At 53.9% G+C, this 22,086-nt stretch carries 16 protein-coding genes; 12 read left to right on the top strand and 4 right to left on the bottom strand.

Annotated elements, in window-relative coordinates:
* Positions 1-96 precede the first annotated feature (96 nt).
* Together AB1I49_RS11315 and spoIIID are read right to left on the bottom strand one after the other, a co-directional pair.
* A complete protein-coding gene (locus AB1I49_RS11315) occupies positions 97-1,299 on the bottom strand; it encodes a DegT/DnrJ/EryC1/StrS family aminotransferase (RefSeq protein WP_186833247.1) in 1,203 nt (400 codons plus the stop codon).
* 100 nt (positions 1,300-1,399) lie between these two features.
* Complete coding sequence (gene spoIIID / locus AB1I49_RS11310) at positions 1,400-1,672, bottom strand: sporulation transcriptional regulator SpoIIID (protein ID WP_186833248.1); 273 nt, start codon at positions 1,670-1,672, stop codon at positions 1,400-1,402.
* Positions 1,673-1,831: 159 nt separating this feature from the next.
* On the opposite strand from spoIIID, the gene AB1I49_RS11305 reads away from it, so the two are divergent.
* From AB1I49_RS11305 to AB1I49_RS11295, 3 genes are read left to right on the top strand one after another with little or no spacing between them, the layout of a single operon-like run.
* The gene (locus AB1I49_RS11305; RefSeq protein WP_316610423.1) at positions 1,832-3,022 is read left to right on the top strand and encodes an aminotransferase-like domain-containing protein; all 1,191 of its coding nucleotides are present in this window, start codon (positions 1,832-1,834) and stop codon (positions 3,020-3,022) included.
* Between the two features lie 14 nt (positions 3,023-3,036).
* Positions 3,037-4,038, top strand: coding sequence for a tryptophan--tRNA ligase (gene trpS, locus AB1I49_RS11300; RefSeq protein WP_186833250.1), 1,002 nt, complete (start codon positions 3,037-3,039; stop codon positions 4,036-4,038).
* A complete protein-coding gene (locus AB1I49_RS11295) occupies positions 4,035-5,243 on the top strand; it encodes a glycosyltransferase 87 family protein (protein WP_407721031.1) in 1,209 nt (402 codons plus the stop codon). Before trpS ends, AB1I49_RS11295 begins: the two co-directional genes overlap by 4 nt.
* A gap of 60 nt (positions 5,244-5,303) precedes the next feature.
* On the opposite strand, the gene AB1I49_RS11290 is transcribed toward AB1I49_RS11295, so the two are convergent.
* The gene (locus AB1I49_RS11290) at positions 5,304-6,512 is read right to left on the bottom strand and encodes an acetate/propionate family kinase (RefSeq protein WP_316611326.1); all 1,209 of its coding nucleotides are present in this window, start codon (positions 6,510-6,512) and stop codon (positions 5,304-5,306) included.
* Positions 6,513-6,676: 164 nt separating this feature from the next.
* On the opposite strand from AB1I49_RS11290, the gene AB1I49_RS11285 reads away from it, so the two are divergent.
* The 4 genes from AB1I49_RS11285 to AB1I49_RS11270 all read left to right on the top strand — a co-directional run bounded on the left by AB1I49_RS11285 (position 6,677) and on the right by AB1I49_RS11270 (position 12,831).
* On the top strand, positions 6,677-7,825 hold the full coding sequence (locus AB1I49_RS11285) for a tRNA(Met) cytidine acetate ligase (RefSeq protein WP_407721029.1): 1,149 nt from the start codon (positions 6,677-6,679) through the stop codon (positions 7,823-7,825).
* Positions 7,826-7,999: 174 nt separating this feature from the next.
* A complete protein-coding gene (gene glgB / locus AB1I49_RS11280) occupies positions 8,000-10,063 on the top strand; it encodes a 1,4-alpha-glucan branching protein GlgB (protein ID WP_407721028.1) in 2,064 nt (687 codons plus the stop codon).
* A 136-nt stretch (positions 10,064-10,199) separates the two neighbouring features.
* Complete coding sequence (locus AB1I49_RS11275) at positions 10,200-11,915, top strand: hypothetical protein (protein WP_407721027.1); 1,716 nt, start codon at positions 10,200-10,202, stop codon at positions 11,913-11,915.
* Between the two features lie 19 nt (positions 11,916-11,934).
* Positions 11,935-12,831, top strand: coding sequence for a patatin-like phospholipase family protein (locus tag AB1I49_RS11270; protein ID WP_186833256.1), 897 nt, complete (start codon positions 11,935-11,937; stop codon positions 12,829-12,831).
* A 58-nt stretch (positions 12,832-12,889) separates the two neighbouring features.
* On the opposite strand, the gene AB1I49_RS11265 is transcribed toward AB1I49_RS11270, so the two are convergent.
* The gene (locus tag AB1I49_RS11265) at positions 12,890-14,266 is read right to left on the bottom strand and encodes a glycine--tRNA ligase (RefSeq protein WP_316610559.1); all 1,377 of its coding nucleotides are present in this window, start codon (positions 14,264-14,266) and stop codon (positions 12,890-12,892) included.
* A gap of 258 nt (positions 14,267-14,524) precedes the next feature.
* On the opposite strand from AB1I49_RS11265, the gene AB1I49_RS11260 reads away from it, so the two are divergent.
* The 5 genes from AB1I49_RS11260 to nrdD all read left to right on the top strand — a co-directional run bounded on the left by AB1I49_RS11260 (position 14,525) and on the right by nrdD (position 22,086).
* Entirely contained in the window at positions 14,525-17,443 is a 2,919-nt protein-coding gene (locus tag AB1I49_RS11260; RefSeq protein ID WP_407721026.1) for a pullulanase X25 domain-containing protein, read from the top strand.
* Between the two features lie 153 nt (positions 17,444-17,596).
* Positions 17,597-18,190, top strand: coding sequence for a cyclase family protein (locus AB1I49_RS11255; protein WP_186833259.1), 594 nt, complete (start codon positions 17,597-17,599; stop codon positions 18,188-18,190).
* Positions 18,190-18,843 (top strand): HAD family hydrolase, encoded by a 654-nt coding sequence (locus tag AB1I49_RS11250; protein ID WP_407721025.1) that lies wholly within the window; start codon positions 18,190-18,192, stop codon positions 18,841-18,843. The genes AB1I49_RS11255 and AB1I49_RS11250 overlap by 1 nt, the downstream gene beginning before the upstream one ends.
* The gene (locus AB1I49_RS11245; protein WP_186833261.1) at positions 18,840-19,457 is read left to right on the top strand and encodes an epoxyqueuosine reductase QueH; all 618 of its coding nucleotides are present in this window, start codon (positions 18,840-18,842) and stop codon (positions 19,455-19,457) included. Before AB1I49_RS11250 ends, AB1I49_RS11245 begins: the two co-directional genes overlap by 4 nt.
* Before the next feature lie 433 nt (positions 19,458-19,890).
* The gene (nrdD, locus tag AB1I49_RS11240) at positions 19,891-22,086 is read left to right on the top strand and encodes an anaerobic ribonucleoside-triphosphate reductase (RefSeq protein WP_186833262.1); all 2,196 of its coding nucleotides are present in this window, start codon (positions 19,891-19,893) and stop codon (positions 22,084-22,086) included.

Here is a 22,086-nt window from a genome sequence, read left to right as displayed (position 1 = left end):
CGAACACCGGTGGGTGCTTTCTCCGCCTTTCGTTAATTGTAAAACTAAATGCAACAAAAAACACGGAAAGACTTTTGGTCTTTCCGTGTTGCTGTATTACAGAGTTTTGATCGTGCGCTTGAAGGTTTCGAGCACGTACCACACGTCGTCGTCGCTGAGAGTCGTGTTCAGCGGGAGCGAGAGCTGGTTCTTGTGCATATTGTAGGCGTTGGGGAAGTCGAGAATGCGGAAGCCCTTGTTGCTGTATGCCGAGAGCATCGGCAGAGGCTTGAAGTGGACGTTGCACATTACTCCGTTTTCCGCCATCATATTGTAGAACTTGTTGCGGTACTCGTCGTCCTTGCCGATGAAGCGGACAAAGTAGAGGTGACCACTGCTGCGGTGGTGCTCGTCGCAGTGGTTGAGCACCTGGATCGGCAGATCCTTGAGCTCTTCATTGTAGAGCTTTATGAGCTGATGACGCCTTTCGAGAATCTTGTCGTATCTCGAGAGCTGGGCTACACCGAGAGCCGCGAGAACGTCGGGCATATTACATTTATACTGTGTGTCAACTACGTCGTATTCCCACGAAGCGACCTTGTTCTTGGTGTACGCGTCCTTGGTCTGGCCGTGGAGCGAGAGGAGCATGTACTGCTTGTACATCCAGTCCTCGTCGATCGCCTCATGCGAGCGGTGAACAGCGGCTCCGCCTTCCGCGGTGGTCATGTTCTTTACGGCGTGGAAGCTGAAATTCGTGAAGTCCGCGATCTCGCCGCACATCTTGCCCTCGCGCATTGCGCCGAAAGCGTGCGCACCGTCGGAGATGACAAATACCCTGCCGAACTTCTCCTGCAGCTCGTTCTTGGGCTCGAACACGCGCTTCTGACGCTCGACCGCCTCGAAGATACGGTCATAGTCGCAGATGATTCCGGCGAGGTCAACCGCGATGATTGCCTTTGTGTTGTGGTTGATCGCCGCTTCCATTTTGTCGTAGTCCATCTCAAAGCTGCCGCTTTTGCAGTCGATCATAACGGGCTTCGCGCCGACGTGATAGACAATGGACGCCGTGGCGGTGTATGTATAGGCAGGAAGGATAACCTCGTCGCCGGGGCCTACTCCGAGGATTCTGAGAGTCAGCTCCGCACAGGAGGTCTGAGATGAAAGACATACCGCGCGCTGCACGTTGCAGTATTCTGCGATCCTGCTCTCGAACAGCTTCGTTTCGGGACCTGTGGTAATCCAACCTGATTTGACAACCTTGACAACCTCGTCGATCTCAGCCTGTGAAATATCAGGCGGAGAAAATGGAATCTTTCTCATTCTGAAAACACCTTCACTTGTTGAACAGAGTGTAAGTAGCGGTTGATGATTTGTTGCCGCCTTTGCACGAAATGGCACAACAGCGCACAACTACTCTACATTATACAACAAACATCGGGGGTTGTAAAGATTTTTTTCTGTATTTCTCACGCGTTGCCATTCCGCCGCGTATATGCCGTTCGCTCTTGTTTTTCTCGAGCACCGCGCGCACCCCGCTGTACAGCGAGGGATTCACGTTCCTGAGGCGGAAGGTAACGTCCTTGTGAACCGTGCTCTTGCTGATTCCGAAGCGCTTCGCCGCCTCTCTGACGGTCGCGTTGTGTTCGATTATGTACGCGCCGAGTGTCGCCGCGCGTTCTTCAACTGTGTCCATAGCCGTCCTCCATGCTTTTTTTTATGTATATGCGGCCCGGATAAAGACTATGCAGACGCGGAAACGACATGGGGCAAGCCGTGCGGCATTTTCTCTTTACAATTAAACCTAATCGTGATACAATAATATAGTATATTTTTTGTTAAAAGAGGTAGAAACATGGAGTATCAATTTTCTGACAGAGTTTCAAATTTAAAGCCCAGCGCGATACGTGAGATTTTCAAGTACGCCGCCGACCCCGAGGTGGTATCTCTCTCCGCGGGCAACCCTTCTCCCGAAGCCTTTCCCGCAAAGGAAATCGCCGAGATTTCCGCGCGTATCCTCAGCGAGAATCCCATCTCCGTTCTCCAGTACAGCGTCACCGAGGGCTACACGCCGCTCAGACAGCACATGATGGAGTACATGCGCAAAACCCACAACACCGGCAGCGACAACGATGATATCCTCATCACAACAGGCGCTCAGCAGATCATGGACTTGTGCACAAAGGCTCTTGTAAACGAGGGCGAGGCTGTTATCTGCGAGGCTCCGAGCTTCATCGGCTCGCTCAACACCTTCCGCGCCTACAACGCCCGTCTTGTCGGAGTTACAGTTGAGCCCGACGGCATGAACACCGACGAGCTCGAGGAAAAGCTCAAGGCTAATCCCGACGCGAAGCTGATTTACACTATCCCGAACTTCCAGAATCCCTCCGGCGTTACAATGAGCCTTGAGAAGCGCAAAAAGGTCTATGAGCTCGCCAAGAAGTACGGCGTGCTGATCATCGAGGACAACCCCTACGGCGACCTTCGCTACAGCGGCGAAAACCTGCCGAACATCAAGTCCTTCGACACAGACGGGATCGTTATCTACGCAGGCTCGTTTTCCAAGGTAATTTCTCCCGGTATGCGCGTCGCCTACACGATAGCGCCCAAGCCGATTTTCCAGAAGCTCGTTGTCTGCAAGCAGGGCAACGACGTTCACACCAACATCTGGTCGCAGGTCGTCTGCGACGAGTTCATCTCAAAGTACGACTTCGACGCGCACCTGCAGCGTCTCCGCGATATCTACACCAAGAAGGCTGAGTTCTGCATGGAACTGCTCGACAAGTACTGTGCGCCCGAGATCACCTATAACCGCATTGACGGCGGCCTGTTCATCTGGTGCGACCTGCCCGAGAGCGTAGATATGCCGAAGTTCTGCAAGGACGCGGTTCTCAACAAGGTATGCGTGGTCCCCGGAAACGCCTTCCTCACCGACGAGCGCGACGAGTGCCACAGCTTCCGCATCAACTTCTCGACTCCGACCGACGAGCAGCTCGAGAAGGGTATCAGACTCCTCGGCGAGCTGATCAAATCATATAACAAGTAAGAGGTATATATAAAATGGAACAGACAGAAAAGAAACAGGTCGTATTCAGCGCGATCCAGCCGAGCGGCACTATCACGCTGGGCAACTATCTCGGAGCGGTCCGCAACTGGGTGAAGATGCAGGAGGAATACAGCTGCATCTACGCGCTCGCAGACCTTCACACCATCACCGTCAGACAGAACCCCGCTCAGATGCGCAAGAACATCATCGACGCCTACGCTTCGATCCTCGCCTGCGGCATCGACGTGGAAAAGAGCCTGTTCTTCATTCAGAGCCACGTCCACACCCACGCGGAGCTTGCATGGATACTCAACTGCTACACCCAGTTCGGCGAGCTTTCGCGCATGACCCAGTTCAAGGACAAGTCCAAAAAACACGCCGACAATATCAACGCCGGACTGTTCACCTACCCCTCGCTGATGGCGGGCGACATTCTGCTCTATCAGGCTGACAAGGTGCCCGTAGGCGCCGACCAGAAGCAGCACATCGAGCTGACCTGCGACATCGCGAAGCGCTTCAACGGACTCTACGGCGACGTGTTCAAGATCCCCGAGGGCTTTATCCCGAAGAACGGCGCGCGCGTAATGAGCCTTCAGAATCCGCTCAACAAGATGAGCAAGTCCGATGAGAACGTCAACGGCTGCGTACATCTGCTCGACAGCCCCGAGGTCATCATGAAGAAGTTCAAGCGCGCTGTCACCGACAGCGACTCCTGCGTCCGCTTTGCCGAGGGCAAGGACGGCGTAAACAACCTCATGACTATCTACGGCGCGGTTACGGGCAAGACCTTTGAGGAAATCGAAAACGAGTTCGCAGGCAAGGGCTACGGCGACTTCAAGACCGCGGTCGGCGAGGCTGTTGTCGAGGAGCTGCGTCCTATCCGCGAGCGCTACGAGCGTCTTGTCAAGGACAAGGCGTACCTCGAGGACTGCTATCACAAGGCTGACGAGATCGCTCTCAAAATCAGCAGCCGCACCCTCGGCAAGGTCATGAAGAAGGTAGGCTTTGTCAGATGACGAACATCGAGAAAAAACTGATCGGTATCGTGCGCAAATACGCGCCCTTGATTATCTTTGTTATTGCCACGCTGGCAGGCATGCTTATCCGCATGGCCGGTATGGATTTCCGCAGCGACGACTACAACAGCTTTCTTTCGGGCTGGTGGAACGTCATCGCAGACCAGGATTTTTCGGGACTCTCGCAGCAGGTAGGCAACTACAACATTCCGTATCAGGTGATAATCTTCTTTCTCACCCGTATCACGGGCGAGGCGCTTCACGCCTACAAGATAGTTTCGATCGTCTTTGACTTCGCGCTCGCCGGAGGCGTAGGCCTTCTCGTCGCGAATCACCGCAGAGAGAGCTTTTTCAGCTTCGTGCCCGCGCTCAGCTACGCGGTCACGCTCTGCACGCTGACGGTCGTGCTCAACTCCTCCTTCTGGGGTCAGTGCGATTCAATGTACGTCAGCCTGATCATCTTCGCGATTTTCTGTACGATGAAGGACAAGCACATTCCCGCCTTTGTCCTCCTCGGCGCGGCGCTGGCGTTCAAGCTGCAGATGGTTTTCATTCTGCCGCTCTATATCTACTACTACGTGTCCTCGAAGAAGATAAGCATTCTGCATTTCTTCATCATTCCGTTGACAGATATCGTCATGTGCCTGCCCGCGGTGTTCTTCGGCAGACCGTTTTTGGATATCATCAAGATCTACGCCGACCAGACCGACTACGGCAAGCAGATCCAGATGAACTACCCGAACGTCTATGCGTTTATGTGCAACGGTCAGAGCGTCGAGAATTACTACCTTCTCAAGCCGCTTTCGATCGTGCTGACGATGGGTATTCTCGCGGCGGGACTGTTCCTTGTGCTGCACAAAAAGGTCGATCTCACAAAGCGCGACAAGCTGATGATGACAGGCGTCTGGACTTCGTTTACCTGCCTGATGTTCCTCTCGTCGATGCACGAGCGATATTCGTACCTGCTCGACATTCTGCTTATCGCGTACTTCTTCATGACGAAGAAGCACCCGTTCGTTGCGCTGACCTCGCTGCTTATCAGCCTGCGCGGTTACTGCTATTACCTGTTTGCAAACTACGAAGCTCTGACTCTCGGTCAGACCTCAATAATCAATATCGCGTTGTACGCGTACGTCACGTTTATCTTTGTCAGGGAGACCGTCCTCGACAAGCCGACGCTGCGGTTCGCTCACGCGGAAAAATAAGCAAAACAAAAGACCTCCGAAACACTGAGCTTCGGAGGTCGTATTGTTTTAAATTATCAATTAAAGAGCGGCGACGATATCTCTGGTATCTCTCGCGATAACCATTTCCTCGTCGGTAGCGATGAGCTCTACGCGGATCTTGGAGTCGGGAGCGGTGAGCGTACCCTGTCTGCCGTGGATAGTGTTGTTGTTTACTTCCTTGTCGAGCTTAACGCCGAGGCACTCGAGGTAGTTGCAGACGCCTTCGCGCAGGCAGGGCTGGTTCTCGCCGAGACCCGCGGTGAATACGATAGCGTCGCAGCCGCCGAGAGCTACATAGTAGCTGCCGATGTACTGGGCGATCTGATAGTAGAGCATCTCGTGAGCGAGCTTCGCGCGGTGGTTGCCTTCCTTCTCAGCGGCGGTAACGTCGCGGTCGTCGGAGGAAACGCCCGATACGCCGAGCAGACCCGACTTCTTGTTGAGCATTTCGGAGGCCTCAGCCATTGTCATGCCTTCCTTCTCGCCGATGAAGGTGACAACGGAGGGATCGAGCGAGCCTGAGCGTGTGCCCATCATGAAGCCGCCGAGGGGAGTAAGACCCATGGTGGTGTCGATAACCTTGCCGCCGTCAACCGCTGTGATAGAGGAGCCGTTGCCGATGTGGCAGGTGATGATCTTTGTTTCCTCGATGGGTCTGCCGAGCAGCTCAGCCATCTTTGCGCTTACATAGCGGTGAGAGGTGCCATGGAAGCCGTACTTTCTCACGCCGTATTTCTCATAATACTCGTAGGGAACAGCGTACATGAACGCCTTCTCGGGCATTGTCTGATGAAAAGCGGTGTCGAATACCGCGACCTGGGGGATCTCGGTGCCGAATACCTCGGTGCACGCGTCGATGCCCTGGAGATGAGCGGGGTTGTGCAGGGGTGCGAGCGGAGAAAGCTCTTCGATCTTCGCGTGAACGTCAGCGTCGATGAGTACGCTGCGGTCAAAATATGCGCCGCCCTGTACGATTCTGTGACCGATAGCGGTAACCTCGGAGAGGTCTGTGATAGCGCCGTACTCCTTGTCGAGGAGAGCTTCCTTGACGGCCCGGAACGCCTGGGTGTGGTTCTTCATTTCTGTTTTGCGCTCGATCTTCTGACCGTCGTTTGTCTTGAAGCCGATGAACGAGCCGTCGGTGCCGATTCTCTCACAGTTTCCCTTTGCGAGCACGCTCTCGTCTGTCATATCGATGAGCTGATACTTCAGAGAGGAGCTGCCTGCGTTGATAACTAATACTTTCATTGTCTCAATTCCCTTCATTTACTATTGCGCTATTGCAATTAATTTTTCTTTAATGTATAATAATTACAAATATACTCACTAATGATACTACATAAATGGCTATTTTTCAAGTACTTTTTGAGATTTTATACAGAATTTTCACCCTTTTTTATACAGGAGGAAGTATGGCTACCGCGATAATATGTGAATTCAACCCTTTCCACAACGGACACGCCTATCTTTTGAGCGAGGCAAAGCGTCTGACAGGCGAGCCGAACATGGTGATAATGAGCGGCAGCTTCACACAGCGCGGCGAGGTCGCGGTGTGCGACAAGTTCACCCGAGCCGCCGCTGCCCTGCGTCACGGCGCTGACTTGGTCGTCGAGTTGCCGACAGCCTTTGCCGTCGCTAACGCCGAGAGGTTCGCTCAGGGCGGTGTGAGGATAGCTAAGTTCTTCTCCGGCGTGCATACGCTCGCCTTCGGCTGCGAGACGGATGATCTTGACGCGCTCAGGGCTGCGGCGGCAGCGATAAGAAGCGAACGCGTCAACGCGCTGATCGCCGCTGAAATGCGCGGCGGCGGTTACTATCCGCGCGCGCTCGAGGAAGCTCTGAGGACTGTCTGCGGCGGGGAGGTCGCGGCGGCTGTGTCCTCGCCGAACAATATCCTCGCGGTGGAGTATATCCGCGCGCTCGAGGGTACAGAGATCCGTCCGCTCCCGATCATGCGTCAGGGCGCCGCGCATGACAGCGACAAAACAAGCGGCGGCTTTGCATCAGCGTCATATATCCGTTCTCTTTTGCGTGAAGGGAAGAATTGCGCGGATTTGCTGCCCGAAATACCGCGGCATGTCACACGACCCGAGCTGCTCGACCGCGCGGTGCTGTACCGCCTGCGCACGATGACCGCAGAGGAGCTTCGCGCCTTGCCCGAGGTGGGCGAGGGGCTTGAGAACCGTATCCTCGAAGCGGCAGGACGGGCTCAGTCGGCGGAGGAGCTGCTGACGATGGTCAAGACAAAACGCTACACTCACGCGCGGCTGCGGAGGATACTCGCCTGCGCGTTTCTGGGACTTACGGAGGAGCTGCAGACCACGCCCGCGGGATACGCCAGAATACTCGGTTTTACAGACGAGGGAGAGCAAATCTTGCGCTCGTGCACGTGCAAAATAATCACGTCGGCGGCGAAGGCGCTGCGCGAAAACGACGAAAATACGCCACATTTGAGCCTTGACGTAAGAGCGTGCGACATCGCGGCGCTTGCATATGATGAAATTATGCCGTCCAATTCAGACTATTGCACAAGAATATTGAGAGAAAATCGTGAAAAGTGACGATTGTGCGATATAGAGGCCGAAAAATCCAAATAAATTTTACATAAAATTTCGAAAAACCTCTTGTATATTTGTTAAAATATATTATAATAGTAGTATAGAATATTTTGGAATCTTGTATCCTTTGAATATCTATCGCAAGTTCTGTAAAAAACTTTAGAAAAGAGGTATCCTATGGCTTTTTCAATCAATGACACAAGACCACCGCTGGAGCAATTCCTGCAGGGTGAGGCTGCGAGAGCCTACCACTTCCTGGGATCCCACTTTGAAAATTGGGACGGCCGTCAAGGCGTAGTTTTCAGAGTATGGGCGCCTAACGCAAAATCAGTTTCCGTAGTCGGAGACTTCAATGACTGGAATCCCGACGCGAACTTCATGTACCGTATCTCAGACTCAGGCGTCTGGGAGCTGTTTATCGAGGGCCTCTGGGAGTTCTGCTGCTACAAGTACTGCGTAGAGACTCCGTGGAACGACCGCGTAATGAAGACCGACCCCTACGCTTTTCACTGCCAGACCCGTCCCGACAACGCTTCCCGCACATATCATATCTATGACTACGAGTGGAACGACGCCGCATGGTACGAGTTCAAGAACGCTCATCCCCACAAGACCCGTCCTATCAACGTTTACGAGGTAAACGCGGGCTCGTGGCGCAAATATGACGACGGCAACTTCTACGGCTACCGCAAGCTTGCCGAGGAGCTTATTCCCTATGTAAAGGAAATGGGCTATACACACATTGAGTTCATGCCTCTCACCGAGTTCCCGTTCGACGGAAGCTGGGGCTATCAGTGCACAGGCTACTTCGCTGCTACCTCCCGTTACGGCGAGCCGAAGGATCTGATGTATTTCATCGACCAGGCTCACCAGGCAGGCATCGGCGTTATCCTCGACTGGGTTCCCGCTCACTTCCCGAAGGACGCTCACGGCCTCGCGCGCTTTGACGGCACAGGCTGCTATGAGTACGAGGACTGGAGAATCGGCGAGCACAAGGAATGGGGCACCTATATCTTCAACTACGGCAGATATGAGGTCACAAGCTTCCTGGTTTCGTCCGCTATGTTCTGGCTCGATATGTACCACATCGACGGTATCCGCGTTGACGCCGTTGCTTCGATGCTCTATCTCGACTACAACCGCAAGGACGGCGAGTGGATCGCCAACGCTTACGGCGGCAGAGAGAACCTCGTCGCGGTTGACTTCCTCCAGAAGCTCAACAACGTTGTTCACGAGTTCCACCCCGACGTTATGATGATCGCCGAGGAGAGTACCGCTTGGCCGAGCGTTACCCGTTACCCGATCGAGGGTCTGGGCCTGGGCTTCGACTACAAGTGGAACATGGGCTGGATGAACGACATGCTGTCCTACATCTCCCTCGATCCCCTGTGGAGAAACTACCACCACGACACCCTTACCTTCAGCATGGTTTACGCGTTCTCCGAGAACTTCATGCTGCCCATCTCGCACGACGAGGTCGTTTACGGCAAGGGCTCGCTTATCAATAAGATGCCCGGCGGCTACGACCAGAAGTTCCAGGGCGTAAGAGGCTTTGTAACCTACATGCTCGCTCACCCGGGCAAGAAGCTCATGTTCATGGGCAGTGAGATCGGCCAGTTCGACGAGTGGAACGCCAACGAGCAGCTCGAGTGGGGTCTGCTCGACTACGAGAAGCACCGCCAGATCAACCACTTCTTCGCCGAAGCGAACAAGTTCTACCGCGACACACCTGCTATGCACGAGAATGACTACGACTGGAACGGCTTCCAGTGGGTAGCTCTCGACGACTATCAGAACAGCGTTATCGCGTTCCGCAGGATCGCCAACGACGGCAGCGAGATCCTCGTTGTCTGCAACTTCCAGCCCGTTACCCGTGAGTTCTACCGCGTAGGCGCTCCCGTTTACGGTATCTACGAGGAAGTATTCAACTCCGAGAGCGAGGAGTTCGGCGGCTGCGGCATCAAGAACGCGGGCGACCTCAAGACAAAGAACAAGAAGGATCATGAGCTCGACTACACCCTCGAGCTGACCCTGCCGCCTCTCGGCGTTTGCTACTATCGCCTTAAGGAAGCTCTGCCCGTGCCGAAGAAGCGCGTCGTAAAGAAGAAGAAGGAAGAGGGCGGGGCTGCCGCAAAGAAGCCCGCAGCGAAGAAGCCCGCCAAGAAGGCTCCCGTAAAGAAGACAGCGCCCAAGAAGCCTGCCGCCAAGAAAGCGGAAAAGGCTGAGGAGAAGGCTGAATAAAACATATAATCACGGAGAGGTTTGAGGAATCAGACCTCTCCTTTTTCGCTGTCAGGGCAAAAATTTTAAATTAACTATTGTAGATACAGATACAAAAGTGTTATAATTAGATTATAAATTTAAAAGGGTGTTGTTTATGACCATCAGCAACAAAATCTCCCGCATAGCGCTCGCGGCTATCATCGTCGTCAGCCTGTGCATTTCAGCATTCTATCTGAACACCAAGCAGGGCTATCACGAGGACGAGCTTCTGACCTACAACCTCGCTAATTCCTCAAAGCAGCTCAACATCGGCGGCTGGAACACTCCCGAGGATATGAACGAGTACCTCGCGGTCTATCCCGAGCACCGCTTTGACTACGCTCAGGTTGTTCAGAATCAGATCATCGACGCTTCGCACCCGCCGTTTTACTACGCGCTGGTGCACACGGTCTGCTCATTCTTCCCCGAGGTGTTCAGCAAGTGGCTGGCGTTCGTGATAAATCTCGCGATGATGGCAGGCGCGCTGATAATGCTCTTTAAGATAGGCAAGCGCGTCACGGACAACAACCTCTACGCGCTCATCGCCGTCGGAGGGTACGCGCTCAGCATAGCCTGTATCACCACGACGATCTACCTGCGCATGTACGCCTCGCTGACATTCTTTGTGCTGTCCTTCATCAACCTGACTATCTGGTCCTACGAGCAGGAGAAGGTGAAGCTTTGGCAGTGCGCGGTGCTGCTGCCCGTAGTCACCCTCGGCATTCTCACTCAGTATTACTTCATTCTCTGCGCGGGACTTGCGGGTCTGGTCTACATGTTATTCAGCATCAAGGAAAAGAAAATCAGGAACTTCCTGCTCTACGCGGCGACGGCTGTTGTCGGCGCCGGTATCGCGATGGCGATCTATCCGCACATCATTCAGAACGTCCTCGGCGGCAACCGCGGCTTAGGCTCGCTAAACCTCTCGATTGACGCGATCACGATCGTCACCTACTTCTTCTACAAAATCGGCACCTACATTCAGGTTCTCTCAAAGGATCTGTTCCTCAATCAGATCTGGCTCTTTGCACTTTGCGCGGGCGCGGCTCTCGGCTTCGGTGTGTTCATGCGCTTCATAAAAAAGAAGAAGCTGCCGCGAAAGGCGTTCTTCGTGATTATCCCGGGGCTGGTGTTCTTCATCGGTATCTCGCTTGTGTCGCCCTTCAACAGCGACCGCTACGTCATGGCGAGCCTGCCGCTTATCTCGATGATGTTCACCTTCGCTTTTATCCGCGTTGTGGGCTTCCTGTTCAAAAACAAAAAAATCCGGCTTGCCGTGCCTGTCTGCGTGGTTCTCGCGAGCGTCATCGGCTTTGTGACCGTTCAGCCCTACTACCTCTACGGCAAGACGAATCTATATGAGCCAAAGACAAAGGACTGCGTTTTTGTCGGCACCGCTATGCTCGAGTGGAACAAGTGCATCGACAAGTTCATGCTCTACGACAACACAATGATATTGCAGACGACAGAGATGTCAAAGACCCTTGCTCAGGAGCTTGAGACCTTCGCGAACGACCGCGGAGTTATCACCAACGGTAAAATCACCGCCTTTGCGGACGCATACATGAACAACGGCGACGTGGACAGGAAGGAAGCCGATACTCTGGTCAACTTCTACGCCGACCCGCATCTCAAATCCGAAAACGAGGTCACGGTCTACATCTCGCGCCTCGCGGACAAGGACACCGTTATCAACGGCATTACCTCAAACACGGACTACAAGCATTACGACCTCATTCAGGAGGACTACAGCTTCGACGAATTCTATAACTGGTACGACTACTTTGTGGAAACAGAGTCGTACTGCAACGTTTACCGTTTCTATAAATAACAGCGAAAGGAGATAGTATATGGACAGAGCGGACAGAAAGAACGCTATCGGCTTTGCGCTTTCGGGCGGCGGCTTGCAGGGTATCGCCCACATCGGCGCGTTAAAGGCGCTCTATGAACTCGGGATACGCCCTCAGTTTGTGTCGGGCACCAGCTCGGGCGCGGCGATGGCGGCGATCTGCGCGATGGGAATGACCCCCGAGGAAATGCGGTACTTCGCGAAAAAGCACTGGAAAACCCTTGCCGAAATAGACAGCGGGCTGATTTTTAAGGCGCTCGCCACATTTATCATCAACAAGAAGGTCGACAAGGACGGTATCAAAGACGGACAGCTCATTGCTGACGTAATAAAGGAAGGAATGCTCCTCAAGGGCATACGCGGCTTCCGTGATTTGCCGATCAACCTCTCGATCTGCACCGTCGACACCCTTACCACTGACGAATGCATCTTCCTCACCGAGAACGAGCACCTGCAGAACGACCACATTCACTACCTCACAGACGTGCCGCTCGACGTTGCGGTGCGCGCGAGCATGTCCTTCCCCGCGATCTACACCACCTGCGACTACGGCAACTACAACTTCATCGACGGCGGTTCAAAGGACAACCTGCCCGTCAAGGTGCTCAAGGACATGGGCGTCGGCAGGGTTCTCGCGATAGGCTTCGACATCATGGCGTACGACCCCGACGCGGGTCTGGACGGTCTGATCAAGGTCATCTGGCGCGCCCTCGACGTTTACTCCATCGACGGCACCCGCAAGTCCCAGAAGCTCGCGGATCTGGCTATTGAAATCAAGAACGAGAACACCCAGCTCTTCGCGATCGACAGCGTTGACGAAACGATCCAGGAGGGCTATGACACAATAATGGCGCACAAGGACGAGATTCTCAGGATCTTCGGTCCCGACGCTCAATAAGGCAAAACAAAAGCGGAAAGGCTCAGACCTTTCCGCTTTGATTATTTATATGGTTTTATCAGAACTTGACCTTCTCTGAGATGTACGCGTTGAGCTCGTCGATCTTTACTCTCTCCTGCTGCATCGTATCTCTGTCGCGGACGGTCACGCAGCCGTCCTCTACGCTGTCGAAGTCGTAGGTGACGCAGAACGGTGTGCCGATCTCGTCCTGACGGCGGTAACGCTTGCCGATGGAGCCCGCGTCGTCAAAGTCGACCATGAAGTCCTTGGCGAGCTGCTCTCTGACCGCGTCAGCCTTGTCGCTGAGCTTCTTTGAGAGCGGCAGAACCGCTGCCTTGAAGGGCGCGAGGTAGGGGTGGAAGCGCATTACAACGCGGCTGTCCTTCTCGTCAAGCTGCTCCTCGTCGTAAGCCTCCACAACGGTCGCGAGGAAAAGTCTCTCTACGCCGAGCGACGGCTCGATGACATAGGGAACATAGCGTGTGTTGTCGGTGGGATCGAAGTAATCGAGAGCCTGGCCGCTTTCCTTGATGTGCTGGTTGAGGTCGTAGTCGGTTCTGTCAGCGATGCCCCACAGCTCGCCCCAGCCGAAGGGGAAGAGGTACTCGAAGTCGGTCGTGCCCTTTGAGTAGAACGCGAGCTCCTTGGGATCGTGGTCGCGGAGTCTGAGGTTCTCCTCCTTGATGCCGAGAGCGTAGAGAAAGTCGCGGCAGTAGCTCCTCCAGTAGTCGAACCACTCGAGGTCGGTGCCGGGCTTGCAGAAGAACTCAAGCTCCATCTGCTCGAACTCGCGCACGCGGAAGATGAAGTTGCCGGGAGTGATCTCGTTGCGGAAGGACTTGCCTACCTGGCATACGCCGAAGGGAAGCTTCTTTCTGGTGGTGCGGGCGATGTTCGCAAAGTTTACAAAGATGCCCTGGGCGGTTTCGGGACGGAGGTACAGCTCGTTCTTGCTGTCCTCGGTAACGCCCTGGAAGGTCTTGAACATCAGGTTGAACTGACGAATCTCTGTGAAATTGTGCTTGCCGCAGTTGGGACAGGGGATCTGGTGCTCGTTGATGTAGTCGGTCATCTGCTCGTTGCTCCAGCCCGCGACGTTTGTGCCGTCGAAGTCCTCAATAAGGTCGTCGGCGCGGTGACGGGTCTTGCACTCCTTGCAGTCCATCTTGGGGTCGGAGAAGCCGCCAACGTGACCCGATGCGACCCATGTCTGCGGATTCATCAGGATCGCCGCGTCAAGACCGACGTTGTACTTGTTCTCCTGAACGAACTTCTTGAGCCACGCCGCCTTGATGTTGTTCTTGAGCGCCATACCCAGAGGGCCGTAGTCCCAGGTATTGGCAAGGCCGCCGTAAATCTCGGAGCCGGGATAGACAAAGCCTCTGCCCTTGCAGAGAGCTACGATTTTTTCCATCGTCTTTTTGGTGTTTTCCATTATTTATAGCCTCTTTTCATTTATAAGCATATGTACCTCTAAATTTTACAGAATATGGAGTGGTTTGTCAAGTGGGAGTTTTATTTTCTCCGCATGAGGAGCGGCGTTTTGAAATATGATGAAATCTTTTTCACTTCCGTTTCACAAGAAATTAAAATTTCGTCATATTTTTCATGAAAAACCCTTGTAAAATTGATTAAATTAAGCTATAATGTAGTTACTCAAAATATGAGTTAATTTAAAAGGAGGAAAAACACAATGAAAAAGTCCATCAAGCTGGTTAGCGTCGCTCTTGCGTCGTTAATGGCAGCATCTGCTTTTTCGATTACCGCGAGCGCTCTTCCGAGACCGACAAAGGAAGAGTGTGAGGCTGTCGGCGAGCAGAAGATTTACTTCGAGTTCCCCGACGGCACTTGGGGCGACTGGAGCAATCTGAAGATCAACAAGCTCAACAACACACTGCCTGTTTATTGCAACCCCTATGCAGTATACGGCAATGAAAAAGAGTTCTTTGATCCCGGCTGGGAAACCAAGCCCGGTGTGTGCACCTATACAGGTGAAGGCAAGACCGTTTACTATGACATCAACAGCGAGATGTCCATCAACCACTACTCAGAGGTTGACGACAAGGGCAAGAAGGTAAAGCTCTACTACTACCGCTACATGGAGACCGAGCCCGGTAAGGATTACGGCGTACTCTTCTCCACCACAGCTAACGGCGGCTTCCAGACCGCTGACGTCAACATGACTGCTGACTGCCTCGGCGACACAGTCGTACTTGACGATCCCATCTCGACCAGAGAGAACGCTGCGAACTCCGCTAAGAGCGACTACTTTGCTCACTGGAAGAACCACAGCGATCTCGTAACAAAGGCTAACGTCCTCTCCACAGGTAAGTTTGTTGACGGCCAGTTCCCGCAGAACCAGCCCAAGGCTCAGATGCTCTCCAACGCTCTCAAGGATTATCTGACCAACTTCATCAACGTTGGTTACTTCCAGCTTGAGAGCAACCAGAAGATCATGGAGAAGCTCGGCGTTACTCCTCAGGAAGTTTACGACCAGTACATGAAGGACAACGCTGACATCATCAACGGCGGCACAGTTGAGCCGGCTAACCCCGACAAGACCGACGTTGACAACGGCTGCCCCGTTGACTTTATCCGCTATGACAAGGTAAAGCTCAATATGGACATTGAGCACAAGAAGCTCGCTTCTCCCAAGGAAGTCCGCAAGGTTCTCGGTCTCCCCGAAGAGGAGCCCACAACCGCAGCTCCCACTACCGAAGAGCCCACCGAGGCTCCCACAACCGTAGCTCCTACAACAGAAGCTCCCACCACTGAGGCTCCCACCACTGAGGCTCCCACAACCGTAGCTCCTACAACAGAAGCTCCCACCACCGAGGCTCCCACCACTGAGGCTCCCACAACCGAGCCCAAGCCCGCTGAGGACGTATTCGTACTCGCAGGTTCCTCCAACTTCGTTTCCACAGGCTGGAGCCCCGATCCCGATTCTTACAAAATGACCAAGGGTGACGACGGCGTTTACTCTGTCGTTGTTCCCGAAGTAGCTGCCGAGGAAGGCGCTCTTTATCAGGTTAAGGTTGTTCAGTTCGTAGGCGGCGACCCCGCTAACGCTGTATGGCACGGCATGGACAACACCGACCTCAACTATGACTTCATGCTTTCACAGGATTGCGATGTAACCGTTACCTACAATCCCGCGACAGGTGAGATCAACGTAACCGGCGACGGCGTAATCCCGCCCGTATACAACATCAGCAAGATCACTGCAGTCGGCGCAGGCCAGGGCAACTTCCTCAACGGTATCGTTTGGGATCCCGACGCTGCTGACAACCAGATGACCGAGGTTAAGCCCGGCGTATATGAGATCACCTTCGAGGATTGCGACACCAACACAGATTATCAGTTCAAGTTCGCTGCTAACGGCGGCTGGGATATGAACTGGGGTCTTGTTAAGGAGACCGAGGCTAAGCTCAACGAGCCCAACCCCGCTCAGTACAATTCCGACAACATTCTCTTCAACGTTGAGTCCGAGGAAGAAACCGTTGACGTAACCATTCAGCTCGATATCTCCAACTGGGATACCGTTAAGAAGGGCGGCGCTACCTACACAATCACCATTTCCAAGGAAGAGCCCACCACAGAAGCTCCCACTACCGTAGAGCCTACCACCGAGGCTCCCACTACAGAAGCTCCCACAACTGAGCCCGTAGCTGAGGACGTATTCGTACTTGCAGGTTCCTCCAACTTTGTTTCCAACGGCTGGAGCCCCGATCCCGATACCAATGTAATGACCAAGGGCGAGGACGGCGTTTATACCGCAGTTGTTCCCAACGTTGAGTCCGCAGTAGGCGCTCTCTATCAGGTTAAGGTTGTTCAGTTCGTAGGCGGCGACCCCGCTAACGCTGTATGGCACGGCATGGACAACACCGACCTCAACTATGACTTCATGCTTTCACAGGATTGCGATGTAACCGTTACCTACAATCCCGCGACAGGTGAGATCAACGTAACAGGCGACGGCGTTGTTCCGCCCGTATACAACATCAGCAAGATCACTGCAGTCGGCGCAGGCCAGGGCAACTTCCTCAACGGTATCGTTTGGGATCCCGACGCTGCTGACAACCAGATGACCGAGGTTAAGCCCGGCGTATATGAGATCACCTTCGAGGATTGCGACACCAACACAGATTATCAGTTCAAGTTCGCTGCTAACGGCGGCTGGGATATGAACTGGGGTCTTGTTAAGGAGACCGAGGCTAAGCTCAACGAGCCCAACCCCGCTCAGTACAATTCCGACAACATTCTCTTCAACGTTGAGTCCGAGGAAGAAACCGTTAACGTAACCATTCAGCTCGATATCTCCAACTGGGATACCGTTAAGAAGGGCGGCGCTACCTACACTATCTTCATCAACAGAGAGACTCCCGTACTCTGGGGCGATGTTGACGGCGACGGCGTGATCACAACTAACGATGCTACCTATGTACAGAAGTACAGCATCGATCTTCCCACCACAGACAACTTCAACGAGGCTGTTGCAGATGTAAACGCTGACGGCAGAATCTCTGTTCTCGACGCTACCTGCATCCAGAAGTTTGTTGCTGAGTTCAAGAACGGCACCGGCAGAACCGGTCAGCCCGTAGTTTTTGAATAATATTTTCAGCAAAACATTTTAGCAAATCAGCCTCCCGAGCGATCGGGAGGCTTTTTTGCGCCTGCGTAAAAGAAAGGCGGTTTGCATTTGTGATTGCAAACCGCTTTCTATTGTGATATAATCAAAAGACAGGAAAGAAAAGGGGAGTGGAAGATGATTATTCACGATATTTCGCGCGACGCGCTGACGACGCCCGTCTATGAGGGCGATCCCGAGCCGCAGGTCGAGCAGCTCAGCAGCCTTGAGAATCTTGACGACTGCAACCTGAGCTGTATCCGCATGACGACTCATACGGGCACCCACATCGACGCTCCGCTCCATTTCAGCGAGGACGGACAGTCGATCGACATGCTCCGTCTCAATACATTTTACGGCAAGTGCACCGTCATCAGCGTCGAGGGTATCCTCACTGGCGCGGATATGGAGCGCCTTTTGCCGTACTGCAAGCGCAGAGTGCTTTTCCGCGGCTGCGGCAAGACGTTTCTGTCCTACTCCGCCGCGATAGTCCTCGCCGACAGCAAGGTTGTGCTCGTCGGCACCGACGCGGATTCCATAGCGCCGTCCTTTGACGAGGCGAACACCCACCGCACCCTCGCGCGCGCAGGTATCGCTATACTCGAGAACCTCAACCTCGACGCGATAAAGCCCGGTGAGTACGACCTCTGCGCCTTCCCGATAAAGCTCGGCGGACTTGAGGCGGCTCCGTGCCGCGCGATCCTGTTCGAGATGGAGAAAGGACTGAACTGATGATAAAGCTGGCTGTCTTTGACCTCGACGGAACCCTGGTCGATTCGCTCACAGACCTCGCGCTCAGCGTCAACAAGGGTCTGAAAAGGGCGGGTCTGCCCGAGCACCCGATCGAGAAATACAATAAGTTTGTCGGCAACGGCAGAGAGATGCTAATCCGCCGCGCGATCGGCGAGGGCTGCACCGAAGAGCTGTTCGACTCTGTGATCGGCACCTTCGACAGAGAGTACCGCCTGCACTGCAACGACAACACCGCCGCCTATGACGGCTGCGCCGAAATGCTCGAAAGGCTCGCTTCCGGTGGCATTTACACAGCCGTCCTCTCAAACAAGCCCGACGAGTTCGTTGCTCAGATACTGCAAAGGCTCTATCCCGGCCACACCTTTCTCGAGGCATGGGGTCAGAAGCCGCAGTACAAATGCAAGCCCGACCCCGAGGCGCTTCACGCCATGCTCGCTCTCCACGGCATTTCGCCCGACGAGTGCGTATACGTTGGCGACAGTGATGTTGACGTTTTCACCGCGCAAAACAGCGGCGTAAAAATGGCGGGTGTATCCTGGGGCTTCCGCGGACGCGAGGAGTTGCTCAATGCAGGCGCGCCGTTTGTAGCCGACACCGCTGACGAATTAGCGGAGTACATTCTCAGCCTATGAACAAGATAAATTACCAGAAGGAGCTCGACCGCATTATTGAGCGCAATCAAAGGGACGGCGTTACGCCGAGGCTGCTGTTGCATGTCTGCTGCGCGCCGTGCTCGAGCTACTGCCTCGAGTACCTATCGGAGTACTTCGACATCACGGTCTACTACTACAATCCGAATATTTCGCCCGAATCGGAGTACCGCTTCCGCCTGAGCGAGGAGGAGCGTTACATCTCGCTGCGCGACTTCAAAAATCCCGTAAGCATCACCGACAGCGTCTACGACCCGAGGGAGTTCCTCGACGCGGTTCGCGGTCTTGAACGCGAGCCCGAGGGCGGCAAACGCTGCGAAAAGTGCTTCCGCCTGCGCCTTGAGGCTTCCGCTAAAAAGGCGAAGGAGCTGGGCATGGACTGCTTAACGACCACGCTCACGATCAGTCCGCTGAAGAACGCCGCCCTGCTCAATGAGATAGGCTTTGAGCTGGGCGAAAAATACGGCGTAATGTGGCTGCCGTCGGACTTCAAGAAGCGCGAGGGCTACAAGCGCTCGATCGTGCTTTCGCGGGAATATGACCTTTACCGCCAGAATTACTGCGGGTGTGCGTTCTCAAAAATCAACAGGGAATAAACTCAGGCTTGAAGGGCTGACGCCTTTCAGGCCTTTTGTTTTGCCAATATGCCCCTATATATAGATTATATTTCGACATAATTGCGGATTTGTACACAAGATATGGTATATAAAAATTCCAATATTGTAACTTGACTTGTAATAATTATTGGGGCGTGGTGTGCGGATATTGCAGTTTATTCCTTTTAGAAATCGCCGAAAACCGCTTGGGCAAGCCGTTTCCCGACTGTGTTAAAAACTTGACACAGAGTTACAGACACCGCAAGATAATGGGTATAATTCTTTTTTAGAATACAAGATGTTGTGTTTTTTCTTTGTCACCCCCTTGCTTTTTCCCAAATATTGATGTATAATTAATCCTGCACGCTAATGATACGTATTTGATCACTCAGGATAGATTTGAAATTAACAGAAAGAAGAGGAAGGGTAATTCATGAAAATTATCAAGCGTAACGGCTCCGAAGAGACGTTCAATATCGAAAAAATCATCAACGCCATTCGCAAGGCGAACAATTCCGCCGACAGTCCGTTCCTCACCGAGGAACAGATCACCGACATAGCAGACTACGTGGAGTACAAGTGCAACAAGATCAAGCGCGCTGTTTCCGTAGAGGAGATCCAGGACATGGTTGAGGATCAGCTCATGGCCAAGGGCGCGTTTGAGCTCGCAAGACGCTACGTACGCTACCGCTACAACCGTTCGCTCGTCCGCAAGGCGAACACCACCGACAACCGCATTCTCTCGCTGATCGAGTGCAACAACGAGGAGGTTAAGCAGGAGAATTCCAACAAGAATCCCACCGTCAACAGCGTTCAGCGCGACTATATGGCGGGCGAGGTCAGCCGCGACCTGACACGAAGAATGCTTCTCTCTCCCGACATTGTCGAGGCTGATAAGCAGGGTCTGATCCACTTCCACGACTCCGACTACTTCGCTCAGCATATGCACAACTGCGACCTCGTGAACCTCGAGGATATGCTCCAGAACGGCACCGTTATCAGCGACACCCTCATCGAGAAACCCCACAGCTTCTCCACCGCCTGCAACATCGCTACTCAGATCATCGCCCAGGTCGCAAGCAACCAGTACGGCGGACAGAGCATCAGCCTCACCCACCTCGCTCCCTTTGTTCAGATTTCGAGAGAGAAGATCCGCAAGGAAACCCTCGCCGAGATCGAGGAGATGGGCGTTGAGATCAGCGAGGAAAAGATTCACCAGATCGTCGAGGAAAGACTCCGCAAGGAAGTCAACCGCGGCGTTCAGACCATTCAGTACCAGGTTGTTACCCTGCTCACCACAAACGGCCAGGCTCCGTTTGTCACCGTATATATGTACCTCAACGAGGCTGAGAACGAGCAGCAGAAGGCCGATCTCGCGCTCATCATCGAGGAGACCCTCAAGCAACGTTATCAGGGCGTAAAGAACGAGGCGGGCGTTTGGATCACTCCCGCGTTCCCCAAGCTCATTTACGTTCTCGAGGAGGACAATGTGACCGAGGGCAGCAAGTACTGGTACCTCACCGAGCTCGCCGCCAAGTGCACCGCAAAGCGCATGGTTCCCGACTACATCTCCGAGAAGGTCATGCTCGAGCTCAAGGGCGACGTTTACACCTGCATGGGCTGCCGTTCGTTCCTCACTCCCGACCGCTTCACTGACGCGGGCGTCGGCAATATCGCCAACGCGGGTAACTACGTCGAGGGCAAGCACAAGTACTATGGCCGTTTCAACCAGGGCGTTGTCACCGTTAACCTCGTCGATATCGGACTCAGCGCGAACCGCGATATGGATAAGTTCTGGAAGATCTTTGACGAGCGTATGGATCTCTGCCACAGAGCGCTGAAGGCTCGTCACGAAAGACTCAAGGGCACCCTTTCCGACGCGGCTCCTATCCTCTGGCAGTACGGCGCTCTCGCCCGTCTTAAGAAGGGCGAGACCATCGACAAGCTGCTCTACGGCGGTTACTCTACGATCTCTCTCGGCTACGCGGGACTTTGGGAGTGCGTTTACTCCCTCATCGGCAAGAAGCTCACCGAGGAAGAGGGCAAGGAGCTCGGTCTTGAGATCATGAAGGCTCTCAACGCCGCCTGCGCGAAGTGGAAGGCTGAGGAGAACATCGACTACAGCATTTACGGCACGCCGCTCGAGAGCACGACCTACAAGTTCGCCAAGTGCCTCCAGAAGCGCTTCGGCATCATCAAGGGCGTGACCGACCGCAACTATATCACCAACAGCTACCATGTCCACGTAACCGAGGACATCAACGCGTTCGACAAGCTCAAGCTCGAATCCGAGTTCCAGGCGCTTTCACCCGGCGGCGCAATCAGCTACGTCGAGGTTCCCAACATGCAGGACAACATTCCCGCCGTGCTCCAGGTAATGAAGTTCATCTACGAGAATATCATGTACGCCGAGCTCAACACAAAGAGCGACTACTGCCAGGTTTGCGGCTACGACGGCGAGATTGCGATCGTGGAAGAGGACGGCAAGCTGCTCTGGGAGTGCCCGAACTGCCATAACCGCGACCAGGATAAAATGAACGTCGCGCGCCGTACCTGCGGCTACATCGGCACACAGTTCTGGAACCAGGGCAGAACCCAGGAGATCCAGGAGAGAGTGCTCCACCTGTAA

This window comes from Ruminococcus sp. NATIVEDY160 (assembly GCF_045819885.1).
Taxonomy (GTDB): domain Bacteria; phylum Bacillota; class Clostridia; order Oscillospirales; family Acutalibacteraceae; genus Ruminococcoides.
This window is presented reverse-complemented; position numbering and strand designations above follow the sequence as displayed.

What these genes read in the sequence shown, in the direction of transcription:
- AB1I49_RS11315 (WP_186833247.1), bottom strand. Translation starts at nt 1,299, where the DNA reads ATGAGAAAGATTCCATTTTCTCCGCCTGATATTTCACAGGCTGAGATC.
- spoIIID (WP_186833248.1), bottom strand. Translation starts at nt 1,672, where the DNA reads ATGGACACAGTTGAAGAACGCGCGGCGACACTCGGCGCGTACATAATC.
- AB1I49_RS11305 (WP_316610423.1), top strand. Translation starts at nt 1,832, where the DNA reads ATGGAGTATCAATTTTCTGACAGAGTTTCAAATTTAAAGCCCAGCGCG.
- trpS (WP_186833250.1), top strand. Translation starts at nt 3,037, where the DNA reads ATGGAACAGACAGAAAAGAAACAGGTCGTATTCAGCGCGATCCAGCCG.
- AB1I49_RS11295 (WP_407721031.1), top strand. Translation starts at nt 4,035, where the DNA reads ATGACGAACATCGAGAAAAAACTGATCGGTATCGTGCGCAAATACGCG.
- AB1I49_RS11290 (WP_316611326.1), bottom strand. Translation starts at nt 6,512, where the DNA reads ATGAAAGTATTAGTTATCAACGCAGGCAGCTCCTCTCTGAAGTATCAG.
- AB1I49_RS11285 (WP_407721029.1), top strand. Translation starts at nt 6,677, where the DNA reads ATGGCTACCGCGATAATATGTGAATTCAACCCTTTCCACAACGGACAC.
- glgB (WP_407721028.1), top strand. Translation starts at nt 8,000, where the DNA reads ATGGCTTTTTCAATCAATGACACAAGACCACCGCTGGAGCAATTCCTG.
- AB1I49_RS11275 (WP_407721027.1), top strand. Translation starts at nt 10,200, where the DNA reads ATGACCATCAGCAACAAAATCTCCCGCATAGCGCTCGCGGCTATCATC.
- AB1I49_RS11270 (WP_186833256.1), top strand. Translation starts at nt 11,935, where the DNA reads ATGGACAGAGCGGACAGAAAGAACGCTATCGGCTTTGCGCTTTCGGGC.
- AB1I49_RS11265 (WP_316610559.1), bottom strand. Translation starts at nt 14,266, where the DNA reads ATGGAAAACACCAAAAAGACGATGGAAAAAATCGTAGCTCTCTGCAAG.
- AB1I49_RS11260 (WP_407721026.1), top strand. Translation starts at nt 14,525, where the DNA reads ATGAAAAAGTCCATCAAGCTGGTTAGCGTCGCTCTTGCGTCGTTAATG.
- AB1I49_RS11255 (WP_186833259.1), top strand. Translation starts at nt 17,597, where the DNA reads ATGATTATTCACGATATTTCGCGCGACGCGCTGACGACGCCCGTCTAT.
- AB1I49_RS11250 (WP_407721025.1), top strand. Translation starts at nt 18,190, where the DNA reads ATGATAAAGCTGGCTGTCTTTGACCTCGACGGAACCCTGGTCGATTCG.
- AB1I49_RS11245 (WP_186833261.1), top strand. Translation starts at nt 18,840, where the DNA reads ATGAACAAGATAAATTACCAGAAGGAGCTCGACCGCATTATTGAGCGC.
- nrdD (WP_186833262.1), top strand. Translation starts at nt 19,891, where the DNA reads ATGAAAATTATCAAGCGTAACGGCTCCGAAGAGACGTTCAATATCGAA.